This is a genomic window from Roseburia sp. AF12-17LB, assembly GCF_003479605.1.
GTDB lineage: Bacteria > Bacillota > Clostridia > Lachnospirales > Lachnospiraceae > Roseburia_C > Roseburia_C amylophila.
This window is the reverse complement of sequence record NZ_QUHR01000013.1, coordinates 30,290-46,080: the sequence shown is the minus strand read 5'-3', so window position 1 is coordinate 46,080 and position 15,791 is coordinate 30,290. Positions and strand designations below refer to the sequence as shown.

General features: G+C 42.5%; 15 protein-coding genes. All 15 read left to right on the top strand.

Annotated elements, in window-relative coordinates; all coding sequences use genetic code 11:
- Positions 1-3 precede the first annotated feature (3 nt).
- The 15 genes from DWV68_RS12990 (at position 4) to cysD (ending at position 15,791) form a co-directional block, all read left to right on the top strand.
- Complete coding sequence (locus DWV68_RS12990) at positions 4-747, top strand: Stp1/IreP family PP2C-type Ser/Thr phosphatase (RefSeq protein WP_118087338.1); 744 nt, start codon at positions 4-6, stop codon at positions 745-747.
- On the top strand, positions 741-2,804 hold the full coding sequence (gene pknB, locus DWV68_RS12985; RefSeq protein WP_117698491.1) for a Stk1 family PASTA domain-containing Ser/Thr kinase: 2,064 nt from the start codon (positions 741-743) through the stop codon (positions 2,802-2,804). Before DWV68_RS12990 ends, pknB begins: the two co-directional genes overlap by 7 nt.
- A gap of 8 nt (positions 2,805-2,812) precedes the next feature.
- A complete protein-coding gene (gene rsgA, locus DWV68_RS12980) occupies positions 2,813-3,691 on the top strand; it encodes a ribosome small subunit-dependent GTPase A (protein ID WP_118665985.1) in 879 nt (292 codons plus the stop codon).
- A gap of 105 nt (positions 3,692-3,796) precedes the next feature.
- The gene (gene rpe, locus DWV68_RS12975) at positions 3,797-4,456 is read left to right on the top strand and encodes a ribulose-phosphate 3-epimerase (RefSeq protein WP_118056829.1); all 660 of its coding nucleotides are present in this window, start codon (positions 3,797-3,799) and stop codon (positions 4,454-4,456) included.
- A 1-nt stretch (position 4,457) separates the two neighbouring features.
- A complete protein-coding gene (locus DWV68_RS12970; protein ID WP_118056949.1) occupies positions 4,458-5,105 on the top strand; it encodes a thiamine diphosphokinase in 648 nt (215 codons plus the stop codon).
- Positions 5,106-5,339: 234 nt separating this feature from the next.
- Entirely contained in the window at positions 5,340-6,380 is a 1,041-nt protein-coding gene (locus tag DWV68_RS12965; RefSeq protein WP_118056827.1) for an ABC transporter substrate-binding protein, read from the top strand.
- 48 nt (positions 6,381-6,428) lie between these two features.
- Positions 6,429-7,898, top strand: coding sequence for a uroporphyrinogen-III C-methyltransferase (gene cobA / locus DWV68_RS12960; RefSeq protein WP_118056826.1), 1,470 nt, complete (start codon positions 6,429-6,431; stop codon positions 7,896-7,898).
- Between the two features lie 129 nt (positions 7,899-8,027).
- Positions 8,028-8,960: a cysteine synthase A gene (gene cysK, locus DWV68_RS12955; RefSeq protein WP_117946590.1), complete on the top strand. Its 933-nt coding sequence runs from the start codon at positions 8,028-8,030 to the stop codon at positions 8,958-8,960.
- Positions 8,961-8,998: 38 nt separating this feature from the next.
- Positions 8,999-10,039 (top strand): sulfate ABC transporter substrate-binding protein, encoded by a 1,041-nt coding sequence (locus tag DWV68_RS12950; RefSeq protein WP_118056948.1) that lies wholly within the window; start codon positions 8,999-9,001, stop codon positions 10,037-10,039.
- Between the two features lie 14 nt (positions 10,040-10,053).
- Positions 10,054-10,902: a sulfate ABC transporter permease subunit CysT gene (cysT, locus tag DWV68_RS12945; protein WP_117946588.1), complete on the top strand. Its 849-nt coding sequence runs from the start codon at positions 10,054-10,056 to the stop codon at positions 10,900-10,902.
- Between the two features lie 12 nt (positions 10,903-10,914).
- A complete protein-coding gene (locus DWV68_RS12940) occupies positions 10,915-11,778 on the top strand; it encodes a sulfate ABC transporter permease (RefSeq protein ID WP_117946586.1) in 864 nt (287 codons plus the stop codon).
- A gap of 1 nt (position 11,779) precedes the next feature.
- Positions 11,780-12,841: an ABC transporter ATP-binding protein gene (locus DWV68_RS12935; protein WP_117946584.1), complete on the top strand. Its 1,062-nt coding sequence runs from the start codon at positions 11,780-11,782 to the stop codon at positions 12,839-12,841.
- Positions 12,842-12,847: 6 nt separating this feature from the next.
- On the top strand, positions 12,848-14,560 hold the full coding sequence (locus DWV68_RS12930) for an adenylyl-sulfate reductase subunit alpha (protein ID WP_117946582.1): 1,713 nt from the start codon (positions 12,848-12,850) through the stop codon (positions 14,558-14,560).
- Positions 14,544-14,858: a 4Fe-4S dicluster domain-containing protein gene (locus DWV68_RS12925; RefSeq protein ID WP_117946580.1), complete on the top strand. Its 315-nt coding sequence runs from the start codon at positions 14,544-14,546 to the stop codon at positions 14,856-14,858. Before DWV68_RS12930 ends, DWV68_RS12925 begins: the two co-directional genes overlap by 17 nt.
- A gap of 33 nt (positions 14,859-14,891) precedes the next feature.
- Positions 14,892-15,791, top strand: coding sequence for a sulfate adenylyltransferase subunit CysD (gene cysD / locus DWV68_RS12920; protein ID WP_117946578.1), 900 nt, complete (start codon positions 14,892-14,894; stop codon positions 15,789-15,791).

Genomic DNA, 15,791 nt, shown 5'->3' with positions numbered 1-15,791 from the left:
ATCATGAAGACTTTTTCAATTACAGATATCGGACAAAAGCGCAGCTCCAATCAGGACTATGTCTTTTCCTCTGAGCAGCCGATTGGTAATCTGCCAAATCTTTTCATTGTTGCAGATGGAATGGGAGGACATAAAGCGGGAGATTATGCTTCCAGATATACGGTAGAGACATTAGAGAAGCTGATTCGTGAGTCGACATTGTCAGAGCCGGCTGCAATTATTGAGTCTGCAGTAAAGCAGGCAAATACCATGCTGTTAGAGGAAGCGAATCACCATGAGGAAATGAAGGGAATGGGAACTACTCTGGTAATTTGTACCATTCATGACAACGTGCTTACGGTTGCCAATGTGGGAGACAGCAGACTATATGTAGTAAATCAGGAAATCAGGCAGATTACGAAAGACCATTCGCTGGTAGAAGAAATGGTGCGGATGGGTGAGATGGACAAAGAAACAGCCCGGAATCACCGTGATAAAAACATTATTACAAGGGCAATCGGAGCAGTTCCGGAAGTGGATGTGGATTTCTTTGAGATTAATCTGGATCCGGAAGATGAAATACTTATGTGTACCGATGGATTAACCAACATGGTAGAGGATGCAGATATCAGAAATATTATGCTCAGTCAGCGTGATATTGCAGAACAAGCAGAAAGACTGGTAAAGACTGCCAATGAAAATGGCGGTAAAGACAACATTACAGTAATTGTAATAAAACCATTTTCGGATGAGGTGAAGATATGTTAACAGAGGGAATGTTTATCGCAGAACGTTATGAAATTATTGGGAAAATAGGCGCAGGCGGAATGTCTGATGTTTATAAGGCAAAGGATCATGTCTTAGGACGTTTTGTGGCAATTAAAGTTTTAAAGCAGGAATTCAGTGAAGATGTTAATTTTGTGACAAAGTTCCGTACAGAGGCACAGTCAGCAGCAGGCTTAGAGCATCCAAACATCGTAAATATCTATGATGTCGGAAGCGAAAACGGCATGCATTATATTGTCATGGAGTATGTGGATGGAATCACATTAAAGACATATATTGAGAAGAAAGGCAAACTGACTTACAAAGAAGCAGTCAGCATTGCCATTCAGGTGGGCAGAGGTATTGAGGCTGCACACAATAAGAATATTGTGCACCGTGATATCAAGCCACAGAATATTATTATTTCCACAGAAGGAAAAGTAAAGGTAACCGATTTTGGAATTGCCCGTGCAGCAACTTCCAACACCATTAATTCTGATGTTATGGGTTCCGTACATTATTCTTCTCCGGAGCAGGCAAGAAACGGTTTCGTAGATGGCAAGAGTGATATTTATTCTCTTGGAATTGTCATGTATGAAATGGTAACCGGAAGAGTTCCTTTTGATGGAGATACTACCGTTGCAGTAGCAATCCAGCATTTACAGGAAGAAATGGTTCCACCAACCGCGTATACACCGGACCTTCCAATCAGCTTGGAGAAGATTATTTTAAAATGTACACAGAAGAACCCGGACCGCCGTTATGAGAATATGGGCGAACTGTTGATTGATTTAAAGAAATGTCTGATTAGTCCGAATGAAGATTTTGTTACCATGGTTCCACTTGGCAGCAATGATAAGACAAGAGTCATCGGACAGGATGAATTAGAGCAGATCCGGGAAGGCTCCGGAAAAGTTTCCTATGATGAAGAGGAAGAAGCAGGAGAGGAAGAAGAACCGGATGAGGATGAATTAACAGAGGATGAGGAGAAGGAGAATGGAATTCTCAATCCGAAGATGGAAAAAGCAGTTACTATTATGGGAATTGTCGCTGCAGTTATCATCGTAGGAATCGTCATTTGCCTGGTTGGTAATATCCTTGGAATTTTCCGATTTGGCGGCAACAAGAAAAATGATACCGAGACAGAGATTGCAACAGAAACCGAAACAGACACCGAAGATAAAATCGAAATGATTGATTTGCGTGGTCTTACTTTTGAAGAAGCACAGAATGAAATCAAAGATAAGAAGCTTGATATCAAGTTAGAAGAAGGCGAGGAGATTTCCTCTGATGATTATGAGGAAGGACAGATTGCCGAGCAGAGTGTGAAGAAGGGTGAATCTGTAAAGGCTGGCGATACCGTTACTGTCCGTATCAGCAGCGGAGCAGGAGATGTTCCGATTCCTGACGTAGCCGGTTATAAGTCTTCGGAAGCACAGAAAAAATTAGAGGATATGGGCTTTAAGGTAAGCACGGATTATGATTACAGCGATACCGTACAGCAGGATTATGTTATCAAGACTACACCAGATATCGGAACCAATGCGAAGAAGGGTGATACCATTACCCTGATTTTGAGCCGTGGTATTGAAAGCGTACAGGTACCGGATGTCAGAGGACACTCAGAAACTGATGCGAAAAATGAATTAACCGGTGCAGGCTTAAATGTTACAACCAAGACCGATTACAGTGATGATGTGGCAGAAGGCCTTGTTATCAGTCAGGATCCGGTAAATGGCAAATTTGTTGACCGTGGAACAACCGTTACCCTGACCATCAGTTTAGGCAAGAAGACCACATACTATTCTTATAAGAGTGATACATTAGCAGTACCGCAGGATGGCAAGAATTATACCGGCGGAACCGTTACACTGAAAGGTTCTGATGGAAGTACCCTCTGGACAACAACCTTCGAGGGAACAACACCTGGTTCTGTGAATGTAGATAATATTAAAAATATGAGCAGCGGTACCCTTGAGGTTGACTGGACATATACCAACGAAGATGGTACAACAGGAACCAATGTGGTATCGACCTCTGTAAACTTTACTGAAAAATAAGGATGCACATGCAGGGAAAAATAGTCAAAGGAATTTCCGGATTCTACTACGTTCATGTAGTGGAATCCGGAATTTATGAATGTAAGGCAAAAGGAATATTCCGCCAGCAGAAGATGAAACCGCTGGTGGGAGATGATGTAGAGATTGATATTATTTCAGAAGAAAAGAAGACCGGAAATGTCGCAGCAATTCTTCCTAGAAAAAATGCACTGATTCGTCCGGCAGTTGCCAATGTGGAGCAGGCTCTTTTGATTTTTGCGGCGGCAAGTCCCAATCCGAATTTTAATCTTTTAGACCGCTTTCTGGTAATGATGGGACGGCAGGATGTTCCGGTAATCCTTTGTTTTAATAAGTGTGATTTGATTACTGAAGAACAGCAGCAGGAGATTGCTTCTATTTATGAAGCAAGCGGCTGCAAGATACTCTTTGTCAGTGCAAAAAAGGAACTGGGACTGAAAGAACTTCAGAAAATATTAGAAGGAAAGACTACAACGGTAGCAGGACCTTCCGGAGTGGGAAAATCTTCACTTATTAATCTTTTAGCACCGGAAGCCTGTATGGAGACCGGTGAAATCAGTAAGAAGATAGAGCGCGGTCGTCATACCACAAGACATGCGGAACTGATTCAGCTTAAGGGCGACGGTTATATTATGGATACACCGGGATTTAGTTCTCTTTATCTTCCGGAAATGGAGAAGGAAGAATTGCAGGATTGTTATCCGGAGTTTGCAGCCTTTGAACCGTATTGCAGATTTCATGGCTGTTCCCATATCAGTGAGCCGGACTGCGGAGTCAAAGAAGCTTTATCAGAAGGAAAGATTCATCCGGTGCGTTATGAAAATTACTGCCAGCTTTATGGAGAATTAAAGGACAGAAAGAAGTATTAAATAATTAGAGTATCGAAAGAGAAGAGATAGAAAATAGGATATCGAAAATAAAGTACAGCCAAATAAGATACGAAAGAAATATCAGATACAGAAAGGAATCAGACAATGAATTGTTTATCCCCATCTATTTTATCAGCAGATTTTAGTAAATTAGGAGAAGAGATTAAGACGGTAGATGAAGCCGGGGCGCAGTACATTCATATCGATGTAATGGATGGAAGCTTTGTGCCAAGCATTTCTTTTGGAATGCCGGTCATCCGTTCTATCCGGAAATGCACCGATAAAATGTTTGATGTTCATCTGATGATTGATGAGCCAATCCGTTATATTGATGAGCTGGTAGACTGCGGAGCAGATTTGATTACGGTGCATGCAGAAAGCTGTAAGCACTTAGACCGGACCATTGAAGCTATTAAGGAACGTGGCATCATTGCAGGAGTAGCATTAAATCCTGCTACACCATTAACTGCCATTGAACATATTTTAGAAAAAGTGGATATGGTATTAATCATGACAGTAAATCCGGGCTTTGGCGGACAGAAGCTGATTCCTTATACTATCGATAAAGTGCGTCAGTTAAAGAAAATGGTGCAGGAGCGGAAGCTGAAGCTTGATATTGAAGTGGATGGCGGCGTAAACCTTTCCAATGTTGAAACATTGATGGATGCAGGAGCAAATATTATTGTTGCCGGAAGCGCAGTTTTTGGCGGAGATGCGGAAGAGAACACCAGATGTTTCTTAAATCTCATTAATGGTGGTAAATAAGATGAAAACATTGATTATCAATGGCGGAACCATAGAGGATGCATTTGCATTAAGTTATATAGAACGGGTAAAACCGGATTGTATCTTAGCAGCAGACCGTGGCATGGAATTCTGTTACCGCAATCAGATAAAACCGGATGTCATATTAGGAGATTATGATTCGGCAGATAAAACCATATTGGAAGCATTTCGACGGCAAAGCGGCATTGAGTGGCACCAGTATCAGCCGGAGAAGGATTATACCGATTCTGAAATTGCCATCGGAAAAGCTATGGAGCGAAACAGCAGTGAAATCCATATATTGGGCGGCACCGGCACAAGGCTTGACCATGTGTTAGGTAATATACAGCTTCTGATGCAGCCGCTGGCAAAAGATATTCCGTGCTTTCTCATAGATTTCCATAACCGGATTCGTCTGTTGAAAGAGCGCGCGGTTCTTCAAAAGAGTCAGCAGTTCGGAAAGTATGTATCCTTACTTCCTCTTACAACAGAAGTAACCGGAGTAACATTGACCGGAATGAAATATCCTCTGCAGGATGCCGCATTTACCAGTGATAATACATTGGGCGTCAGCAATGAAATTGTAGAGGATGAAGCGGTGATAGATTTAAAAAACGGAATATTGATTATGATTGAATCGAGAGACTGATTCTTAAGAGACTGAATTCTGTAAGACGGAAGGAGGTCTCTTTTTTGTTATTAAGCTTCTTCAGGCATGAGAACGAAGGAGTAAATAACTTTTTTTGTTTAGTAGAATAGTGGACAGATTGTGCTGCTATTTTATTAAATGCAAAGAAAGGTATTTTCTATATCTTGACAAATCAAAAAAATATAGTACAATACAATTCATAGTAAATAAATAGGAAAAGGATGAAAAGAAAAAATGAACAGAAGTGTAAGAACAAAAATAACAGCACTCGGTCTTTGCGTAACATTAATGTTTACAGTACTGACAGGATGTGGAAATAAGGATACAAAGGAGACCTTAAGCACGGAGCAGCAGTCTGTGACAGAGGTAATTGAGAGTACAGAAAATGTGACAGAAGCAGGAAATGAAGTGACAGAGGGAGCCAGTGAAGAGAATCCGATTACTTTTACGGATGCACTGGGAAGAGATGTAACCGTAACTTCCCATGACCGTGTGGCAGCCATGATTGGAAGCTTTGCAGATGTCTGGTTATTATCCGGTGGTGAACTGGTGGCAACAGCCAATGATTCCTGGGAGTCATTAGACCTTGACTTAGGAGATGATGTGGTAAATCTTGGAAGTATTCAGGAGCCAAATACAGAAGCATTACTTGCCACACAGCCGGATCTTGTAATTGCAAGCACCAATACTACTTCTAATGTGGAGATGGAAAATATGCTGACAGAAGCAGGCGTTACAGTAGCATATTTTGATGTATCTGATTTTGACGCATATCTTCAGATGTTAGACATTTGTACAGATATTACCGGAAGAAAGGATTTATATGAAAAAAACGGACTTGATGTTCAGAAACAGATTGAAGAAATCAAGGCGAGAGTAGACGATTCCCATCCAAGCGTATTATTTTTACGTGCAGCAGCAAGTGGTGTAAAAGCCAAAGGAAGTGAAGGCAGCGTAGGTGGTGAGCTGTTAAAGGATTTGGGATGTGTGAATATTGCAGACAGTGACAGCGGATTATTGGATAATCTGAGCCTTGAAGCAATCGTAACCGCAGATCCGGATTATATTTTCGTGACTACACAGGGAACCGATACAGATGCGGCACTGGAAAATGTGCAGGAAACATTAATTGACAGTCCGGTATGGAGCAGTCTTACTGCAGTGAAAGAGAATCACTATTATGTACTGGATAAACGGCTTTACAACCTGAAACCAAATGCCCGCTGGGGAGAAGCGTATAAAGAACTGGCAGACATTTTATATCAGGAAAACTAAGACGCAGAAACTTAAGTGACAGAGTATAGGCAATAAAGGAGAATCGGGATGGGATATTTTCCATTTTTTGTGGAACTAAAAGGAAAAAGAGGACTGATTGTCGGTGGCGGTATTGTAGCAGAACGCAAGGTAAGAAAGCTGCTGCCTTATGAACCAGAGCTTCTGGTTGTTGCACCAAAGATTGATGATGGAATCTGGAAACTTTCCGAAGAAATAAAAGAGAAAAGAAAAAAGAACGCAGATACGTCGGAACTTATTTTATCCGAGCGGGATTTTGAAACTACAAATCTGGAAAAAATGGATTTTGTTATTGCGGCAACCTCGGATGAAACATTGAATGCAAGGATTGCAAAGCTTTGTGAAGAGAGGAATATTCTGGTAAATGTTGTAGATGATAAGGAAAAATGTGGATTCCTGTTCCCGTCACTGATTCGGGAAGGAAAGCTCAGTATCGGCATTTCTACCGAAGGAGCAAGTCCAAGAGTAGCAACCACGTTCCGTGCCCGGTTAAGCGCAGACATCCCGGAGCGGATGGAAGAAATCCTGGATTATCTTGAAAAGATTCGTCCTTTTGCAAAAATGGCAATCGAAGATGACAAAAAGAGAGCTGCTTTTCTGATGGAATTGGCAGATGTGTGTATGGGAAAAGGACGTCCCCTGACAGAAACTGAATGCGAAATTTTACTGGAAAATTATCGAAACAAGACATCAAAAGATGTACTTTCGGATAAAGGAGCACCTTCGGATAGGGAGACGCAATCTGGAAAAGATGTATATTCAGATAGAAAAATATCACCAGGAAAGGTAGTTCTGGTGGGAGCCGGTTGTCTGTCCTATGAATACATAACACTGCGCGGCATGCAGGAAATCAGAAAAGCACAGGTGCTGATTTATGATGCGTTAATTGATACAAGGCTTCTTGATTTTACCATTGAAAACTGTGAAAAAATCTGTGTAGGAAAACGCAGTGGCAGACACAGCATGAAGCAGGAAGAGATTAATATGCTGCTGATAGAGAAGGCAAAAGAAGGTGCGCATGTTGTAAGGTTAAAAGGCGGTGACCCATTTGTCTTTGGCAGAGGAAATGAAGAAGTAGACGCACTGACGGAGGAAGGCATTGAAACAGAAGTAATTCCCGGCATTTCCTCCTGCATTGCAGTGCCGGAGCTTGCCGGAATTCCGGTGACGGAGCGGAAGGTCAGCCGGAGCTTTCATGTAATGACCGGGCATTTTGCCGGAGATGAGGAATCATTAAAAGATGAGATTCACAAAATGGCTGCCATGGATGGAACCTGTGTCTTTCTGATGGGATACACAAGGCTTGCGGAGATTATAAGAGAATTACAAAACGGCGGTGCAGCGGCAGAGACACCGGTAGCAGTAATTCATGGAACTTCTGATGGAAGCAGCCGGGCAGCCTATGGAACACTTCTTACCATCGAAAAAGAAGTGCAGGAGAAACAGATTTCAATGCCGGCAGTGATTGTGGTAGGAGATACCGTCCGTTTACCGGAGTAAGAAAAAGAAAAAAATTCAGGACTTTTCGGAAAAACGAGGTCCTGAAAAAAATTTCTTACATTTCCTATTGACCATATATGAATTATAGGGTATTATGGTAAATAGTTACAGGAAAGGAGAAAAAAGGAAATGGCGAAAATAGCACAATCTCTGACAGAATTAGTTGGTAATACACCAATACTGGAACTGAAAAATTACGAAGAAGCAAAGCATCTTCCGGCACACCTTTTAGCAAAGCTTGAGTATTTTAATCCATTGGGCAGCGTAAAAGACCGTGTGGCAGAAGCAATGATAGAACAGGGAATAAAAGACGGGCTGATTAATGACAAGACCGTTATTATAGAACCGACCAGTGGCAATACCGGAATCGGGCTGGCATTTGTATGTGCGGCAAAGAAGCTGCATCTGATTTTAACCATGCCGGATACCATGAGTGTTGAGCGAAGAAAGATTGTAACAGCACTGGGAGCAGAAGTGGTACTGACCCAGGGACGGCTTGGCATGCGGGGCGCTATTGAGAAGGCGGCCCAGTTAAAAGAAGAATATGGAAATGCATTTATTCCGCAACAGTTTGAAAATCCGGTCAATCCAAAAATCCATGAGCTTACTACCGCAGAAGAAATCTGGCGGGATACGGACGGGAAGATAGACATCTTTGTAGCTTCCGTAGGAACCGGTGGAACACTGACCGGAACAGCAAGAGGCTTAAAGGCAAAGAAAGCAGACATTAAGATTGTGGCAGTAGAACCTGCAACTTCCGCCGTTCTTTCCGGAAAAGAACCGGGACCACATAAGATACAGGGAATTGGCGCAGGATTTATTCCGAAGGTTATGGATTTGTCACTGGTTGATGAGATTATTCCGGTAGATAATGATGTGGCATTTGATACCACAAGAGAAGTGGCAAAGACGGATGGACTCCTGATTGGAATCTCGTCCGGTGCAGTCTTACATGCAGCAGAAGAACTGGCAGGCAGACCGGAGAATAAAGATAAAAATATTGTTATCTTAATGCCGGACAGCGGAGAGCGGTATTTATCCACCTCTTTATTCGAATTATAAAATCAATGAAAAGAGATAGAAAGGAAATGTTGGGTGACATGCAAAAGAGCAGAAAACAGCAGGGAAAGAAAACTACATATCGTTACCACATCACTGCACTTTTGCTTGCAGTCATGATGTTGCTGCTCAGTGGATGTGGTAGACAAAAGAGTGATGTCATTACCATAACCAATGTTTCCTATGACCCAACCAGAGAGTTTTATGAAGCATATAATAAAATGTTCATACAGCATTATGAAGCAGAAACCGGAAAAAAAGTGGAAGTCATCCAGTCTCATGGAGGCTCCGGCATGCAGGCACGTTCCGTAGTGGAAGGTTGTAATGCGGATGTGGTGACACTGGCACTGGCACATGACATTTCGTTGATAGAGGATACCGGATTGATTAATGAGGGCTGGATGGATCAGTTCCCGGATCAATCCGCACCATATACTTCAACCATTGTCTTTCTGGTACGAAAGGGAAATGAGAGAAATATCAAAGACTGGGATGATTTGATTCAACCGGGTGTTGAAGTAATCACGCCGGACCCGAAGAGCAGCGGCGGTGCATGCTGGAACTTTCTGGCAGCATTAAGCTATGCAAAGGAAAAGGGTTACAGTGAAGCAGAACAAAAGAAATTTTTAAAAGAACTTTATGCCAACGTTTCCGTGATGGATTCCGGAGCAAGAGGTTCCACAACCACCTTTGTGGAAAATGGAAAAGGCGATGTACTGATTGCATGGGAAAATGAAGCCATGACAGTACTTAAGAATTATCCGGGAGAATATGAACTGATTTCTCCGACGGTCAGTATCTTAGCACAGCCCAGTGTGGCAGTGGTAGATGATAATGTAGATTTCAATGGAACAAGAGATGTGGCAGAAGCATATTTATCTTATTTATATGAAGATGATGCACAGCGGCTCGCCGCAGAGAATGGTTACCGTCCATCCAATCAGGAAATTTTAAAGGAATATGAAGATACCTTTGACCTGACGATGACACTTTGGAGTATTGATGATTTTGGTGGCTGGGATCAGGCATACAAAGATTATTTTGATGATGATGCCTGGTTCGATGAGATATATAACTACTAGAAGAAGAGGCAAGTATGAAAAGACGATTCCGTAAAAATAAAAAAATCAGAGTCATACCGGGATTTCATTTAACGCTTGGAATTACAGTTACAATGCTTTCACTGATTGTACTGATTCCACTGGCATCCGTAATGGTATATTCCTTAAAGTTATCTCTGTCAGAATTTTTCGGACTTCTGACCAAGTCAAATGTATTATATGCATTTGCCACCAGCATCGGATGTTCTTTCTTAGCAGCATGTATCAATGTGGTGTTTGGTGTGATATTAGCCTGGACGCTGACCCGGTATGATTTTCCGGGAAAACGGATTTTAGATGGATTTATTGAACTTCCATTTGCACTGCCTACTGCAGTTGCAGGTATTACTTTATCAAAGATGTATTCTGACACCGGAGTCATCGGAAAGCCGTTAGCAGTCCTTGGAATAAAAGCAGCATATACCCATGTGGGACTGGTCATTGCACTGGTATTTGTGGGAATTCCATTTGTCGTGCGTTCCGTTCAGCCAATATTGGAAAAATTGGATGGACAGTATGAAGAGGCAGCTTATATCCTTGGAGCAACGCCTTCGAAAACATTTTTCAAAGTAATCTTATCTGAGATGAAACCGGCAATTTTAACCGGATTTGGACTGGCATTTGCCAGAGGGGTAGGAGAATATGGAAGCGTTATCTACATATCCGGCAACAGTGCCAAGGAGCATACACAGGTAATTTCCTATGTCATTATGCAGAAATTAAATTATATTGATTATGCCTCTGCAACAGCAATTGCACTGGTTATGTTAATCATATCATTCCTTATTTTATTTGCGGTAAATATCATTCAGATGAAGCAGGCACAACGCACGAATCAGTTATAGAAGGAGAAAAGTATGAACGAGCTTGAAAAACTGGAAAAAAGAAAAAAAAGTACGCGTCATATTCTGATTACAGTCAGTGTACTGTTCCTGTTCCTGATGCTGGTTCTTCCGCTGCTCTGCATCATTGCAAGTTCCTTAAAAGAAGGATTTGCCTTTTACATGCAGTCCATCCGGATAGATTATGTAAAGAGTGCTTTAAAGGTAACTCTGATTGCAACAGTGGCAGCGGTGGTGATTAACACATTCTTTGGATTATGTGTTTCATGGCTTTTAACCAAGTTTTCCTTCCGAGGAAAACAGGTGCTGGCAACCTTGATTGATATTCCGTTTTCCATTTCACCGGTTATCGTGGGACTGGCATTTTTGATGACATTTGGAAGACTGGGCTGGACCTATCCATTTATCCGGGCAATTAACCAGTTTTTTGGAACGAATATCAGAATCGCTTTTGCAATTCCGGGCGTTATTTTAGCAACGGTATTTGTAACATTTCCTTATGTATCAAGGGAAGTGATTCCGGTTTTAAATGCTCAGGGCAAGGACGAAGAAGAAGCAGCAGCCCTGATGGGAGCCGGCGGACTGAAAATCTTTTTTAAGATTACATTTCCACAGATGAAATGGGCATTGCTCTATGGAGTCATCCTTTGTACATCGAGAGCCTTGGGAGAGTTCGGTGCGGTCAATGCTCTGTCAAAGACAAGAGGAGAGACCTTTACACTTCCACTGGAAATCGATGCATTATATATGTCGGGTACAGAGCAGTCCGTTACTGCAGCATTTGCAGTATCCTCGCTTTTGGTTATTCTGGCAGTTATTATATTATTCCTTCGAAATATTCTGGAATATCGGGCAAAAACAAGAAGGGAGAGCCGCTGATATGTATGTTGAAATGAAAGATATATGCAAACAATATGGCAGTTTTAAAGCTTCTGATCACGTCAGCTTTGGCATTGAAAAAGGAAAACTGGTGGCACTGCTTGGACCATCCGGCAGTGGAAAGACAACACTGCTTCGTATGATTGCAGGACTGGAAATGCCAAATTCCGGAGATATTTACATCGATGGAAAGCGGGTCAATGATATACCGGCTTCCAAACGAGGCATTGGATTTGTTTTTCAGAACTATGCATTGTTCCGCTATATGACGGTATATGACAATGTGGCATTTGGACTGGAGCTTCAGAAGGTGCCAAAGAAAGAGATTAAGAAGCGGGTAATGGAGCTTTTGGAGATTACCGGACTTTCCGGTATGGAGAAGCGGTATCCGAACCAGTTGTCCGGCGGACAGCGGCAGAGAGTTGCTTTTGCAAGGGCATTGGCACCAAGACCACAGGTACTGCTTCTGGATGAACCGTTTGCAGCAATTGACGCCAAGGTTCGTTCGGAATTAAGACTCTGGCTTCGCAGTGTGGTTACAAAGCTTGGAATCACCAGCATTTTTGTAACCCATGACCAGGATGAAGCCGTTGAGGTGGCAGATGAGATTATCATTACCAATCACGGAACCATCGAACAGATTGGAACACCGGCAGAGATTTATAATACACCGGATACTCCGTTTGTAGCACAGTTTATTGGACGTTCTTCCCTGGTGGAACATTACGAAGAGCTGCATGGATTTGATAAAATCGAGGGCGCAGCGAAAGCAGTCATCCGACCGGAATTTGTAAAGATACATAAATTTGGCAAAATTGACCGCTATATGAGTGCATCCCAGGATGGCATTGTAAAGGATATCGTATTCCGTGGAAACCGTCTGGATGTTACGGTAGACGTAGGCGGCATAGAGATAATCTGTGAATGGCCATTGGAAAAAGAAAGTCTTGAAATCGGAGAGAAGGTAAGCCTTTTGATTTACCGGTTATATGTGCTGGATAAAGAGCGGACGTATCTCTGTGAAAATAAAGAAATGCAGGAGGATGATGTATTCTACATCTAAGTTGCTATGGAAATTAAAAACAGAAAAATATTGGATACAGACATTTTAATTATTGGCGGTGGAACCGCAGGCTGTTATGCAGCACTGACCATTGCAGAACAGTCCGATGCGAAAGTTATCATTGCAGAGAAAGCCAACATCAAAAGAAGCGGCTGTCTTGCAGCCGGAGTAAATGCCATTAATGCATATATCGTAGAGGGCAGAAAGCCGGAAGATTATGTGGATTATGCCAAAAAGGATGCAGACGGCATCGTAAGAGAGGATTTACTTCTTACCATGTCGGAGGGCTTAAACCGTGTAACAGAGAAAATGGAGAAGCTTGGTCTTGTCATTTTAAAAGATGAGAATGGTAAATATGTGGCAAGAGGAAACCGGAATATCAAAATCAACGGTGAGAATATCAAGCCGTTACTTGCTTCTGCAGTAGAGGTACTGCCAAATGTTACGATTTTAAACCGGGTGGCAATTACCGATTATCTGGTAAAGGAGAACAGGATTTATGGTGCAGTGGGATTTTCCATTGAAAATGAGACAGCAGTAGAAATCCGGGCGAAGAAAGTGCTTTGTGCAACCGGTGGAGCATCCGGTCTTTACCGGCCGAACAATCCGGGATTCTCCAGACATAAGATGTGGTATCCACCATTTAATACCGGAGCCGGTTATGCCATGGGAATTGAGTCGGGAGCAGAGATGACCACCTTTGAAATGCGTTTTATTGCACTGCGTTGCAAAGATACCATCGCACCGACCGGAACCATTGCACAGGGTGTGGGGGCAAAGCAGGTAAATGCCCTTGGTGAAGTGTATGAGACAAAATACGGACTTACCACTTCACAGCGTGTGTATGGAACCGTAAAAGAGAATTTATTAGGACACGGTCCATGTTATCTTCGGACAGAAGGAATCAGTGCCGAGCAGGACGATTCCTTAAAGAAAGCTTATCTTAACATGGCACCAAGCCAGACCTTAAAATGGATCGAACAGGGAAAGAACCCAAGTGAGCAGAATGTGGAAATCGAAGGAACCGAGCCGTATGTGGTAGGTGGACATACCGCCAGTGGTTACTGGGTTGACACCAGAAGAGAATCTACGATTCACGGACTGTATGCAGCCGGAGATGTGGCAGGAGGCTGTCCACAGAAATATGTAACAGGAGCCATGGTCGAGGGCGAGATTGCAGCAAAGGCAATGGTAGAAGACCTTGCAAAAGAAAAGGCTGCAAGCTATGAAATGACGGAAGAAGAAAAAGCATTCTGTGACAACAGATTTGAAGAAAAGATGAAGGAGTATGATAAGATTTTAACAAATCAGTCCGGTTTATATGATACGGAACAATTAGAAGAAGCCATGCAGAAGGTAATGGATACCTATGCAGGCGGAATCAGTAATCATTATCAGTTTAATGAAAACCAGCTGAATCTGGCAGAAGAGAAAATCGAAAAGTTAAAGGAACTTTCGAAGGGGCTTGGAGCTTCCAATATGCATGAGCTGATGTTTGTCTATGAGCTTAAGAACCGGCTGACGGTCTGTGAGACACTGATTTATCATCTGAGAGCCAGAAAGGAAACCCGATGGCACAGTTTTGCAGAAAACTTAGATTATCCGGATAAGAGTGATGAGTGGTTAAAATATGTCAATACCAGAAAAGAAAATGGTAAAATCCATGTGCTCTTCCGGGAATTAGTAAAGCGAGGTGAGACCTATGAGCATAGCTATTAATCAAAGCAAATGTGTGGGATGCGGCAGATGCAGTCAGGTCTGTCCGGGAACTCTGATTGGAATGGGTTCTGACGGAAAGGCATGTATGCTCTATCCGAAGGACTGCTGGGGCTGCTGCTCCTGTATTAAAGAATGTAAGGCAGATGCCATAGCACTTTACCTGGGAGCCGATATGGGCGGCATGGGAAGTAAGATGAGTGTTGCAAGCCGGGAACAGTATCTGGACTGGAAGATAGAGAAAAGGGATGGCACCGTAGAGACCATCGTTATCGACAGAAAGCAATCGAATCAATATTAATAAATCGCCACGGGGTGGCAGAAAGAGGTAAGTATGGGTGAATTATCACATTTGGATGAACTGGAAGCAGAAGCAATTTACATCATAAGAGAGGTGGCCGCAGAGTGCGAGAAGCCGGTTATGCTTTATTCCATTGGAAAAGACAGCTCCGTAATGCTGCATCTTGCCATGAAAGCATTTTATCCGGAGAAGCCGCCATTTCCATTCCTGCATGTAAATACCACATGGAAATTCAAGGAAATGATTCACTTCCGTGATGAGACAGCAAAGAAGCTTGGCATTGAAATGTTAGAGTATATCAATGAAGATGGTGTAAAGAAGGGCATTAACCCATTCGACCATGGCTCTGCATATACCGACATCATGAAAACACAGGCACTGAAACAGGCACTAAATAAATATGGATTTACTGCAGCATTTGGTGGCGGCAGACGAGACGAGGAAAAATCCCGTGCAAAGGAAAGAATTTTCTCCTTCCGTAATGAAAATCATGCCTGGGACCCGAAGAACCAGAGACCGGAAATGTGGAAGCTTTACAACGCTAAAATCAATAAAGGCGAAAGCATTCGGGTATTCCCGATTTCCAACTGGACAGAGACTGATATCTGGCAGTATATCAAACGTGAGAAAATTGACATTGTACCATTATATTTTGCAGCAGTACGTCCGGTAGTATATCGTGATGGAAATATTATCATGGTGGATGATGACCGTATGCGTCTGCTTCCGGGAGAAGAAATCCAGTACAAGAGTGTACGTTTCCGTACCTTAGGATGCTATCCTTTGACCGGAGGAACAGAGTCAACAGCAACTACATTGGATGAAATTATCGATGAGACTTTAAGTGCAGTATCTTCCGAGAGAACCACCCGTGTCATTGATAACGAAGCAGCAGGCAGTATGGAAAGAAGAAAGAGAGAGGGGTATTTCTAA

Excerpts from the sequence above, each read along its gene's own strand:
- DWV68_RS12990 (WP_118087338.1), top strand. The coding sequence starts at position 4 with ATGAAGACTTTTTCAATTACAGATATCGGACAAAAGCGCAGCTCCAAT.
- pknB (WP_117698491.1), top strand. The coding sequence starts at position 741 with ATGTTAACAGAGGGAATGTTTATCGCAGAACGTTATGAAATTATTGGG.
- rsgA (WP_118665985.1), top strand. The coding sequence starts at position 2,813 with ATGCAGGGAAAAATAGTCAAAGGAATTTCCGGATTCTACTACGTTCAT.
- rpe (WP_118056829.1), top strand. The coding sequence starts at position 3,797 with ATGAATTGTTTATCCCCATCTATTTTATCAGCAGATTTTAGTAAATTA.
- DWV68_RS12970 (WP_118056949.1), top strand. The coding sequence starts at position 4,458 with ATGAAAACATTGATTATCAATGGCGGAACCATAGAGGATGCATTTGCA.
- DWV68_RS12965 (WP_118056827.1), top strand. The coding sequence starts at position 5,340 with ATGAACAGAAGTGTAAGAACAAAAATAACAGCACTCGGTCTTTGCGTA.
- cobA (WP_118056826.1), top strand. The coding sequence starts at position 6,429 with ATGGGATATTTTCCATTTTTTGTGGAACTAAAAGGAAAAAGAGGACTG.
- cysK (WP_117946590.1), top strand. The coding sequence starts at position 8,028 with ATGGCGAAAATAGCACAATCTCTGACAGAATTAGTTGGTAATACACCA.
- DWV68_RS12950 (WP_118056948.1), top strand. The coding sequence starts at position 8,999 with ATGCAAAAGAGCAGAAAACAGCAGGGAAAGAAAACTACATATCGTTAC.
- cysT (WP_117946588.1), top strand. The coding sequence starts at position 10,054 with ATGAAAAGACGATTCCGTAAAAATAAAAAAATCAGAGTCATACCGGGA.
- DWV68_RS12940 (WP_117946586.1), top strand. The coding sequence starts at position 10,915 with ATGAACGAGCTTGAAAAACTGGAAAAAAGAAAAAAAAGTACGCGTCAT.
- DWV68_RS12935 (WP_117946584.1), top strand. The coding sequence starts at position 11,780 with ATGTATGTTGAAATGAAAGATATATGCAAACAATATGGCAGTTTTAAA.
- DWV68_RS12930 (WP_117946582.1), top strand. The coding sequence starts at position 12,848 with ATGGAAATTAAAAACAGAAAAATATTGGATACAGACATTTTAATTATT.
- DWV68_RS12925 (WP_117946580.1), top strand. The coding sequence starts at position 14,544 with ATGAGCATAGCTATTAATCAAAGCAAATGTGTGGGATGCGGCAGATGC.
- cysD (WP_117946578.1), top strand. The coding sequence starts at position 14,892 with ATGGGTGAATTATCACATTTGGATGAACTGGAAGCAGAAGCAATTTAC.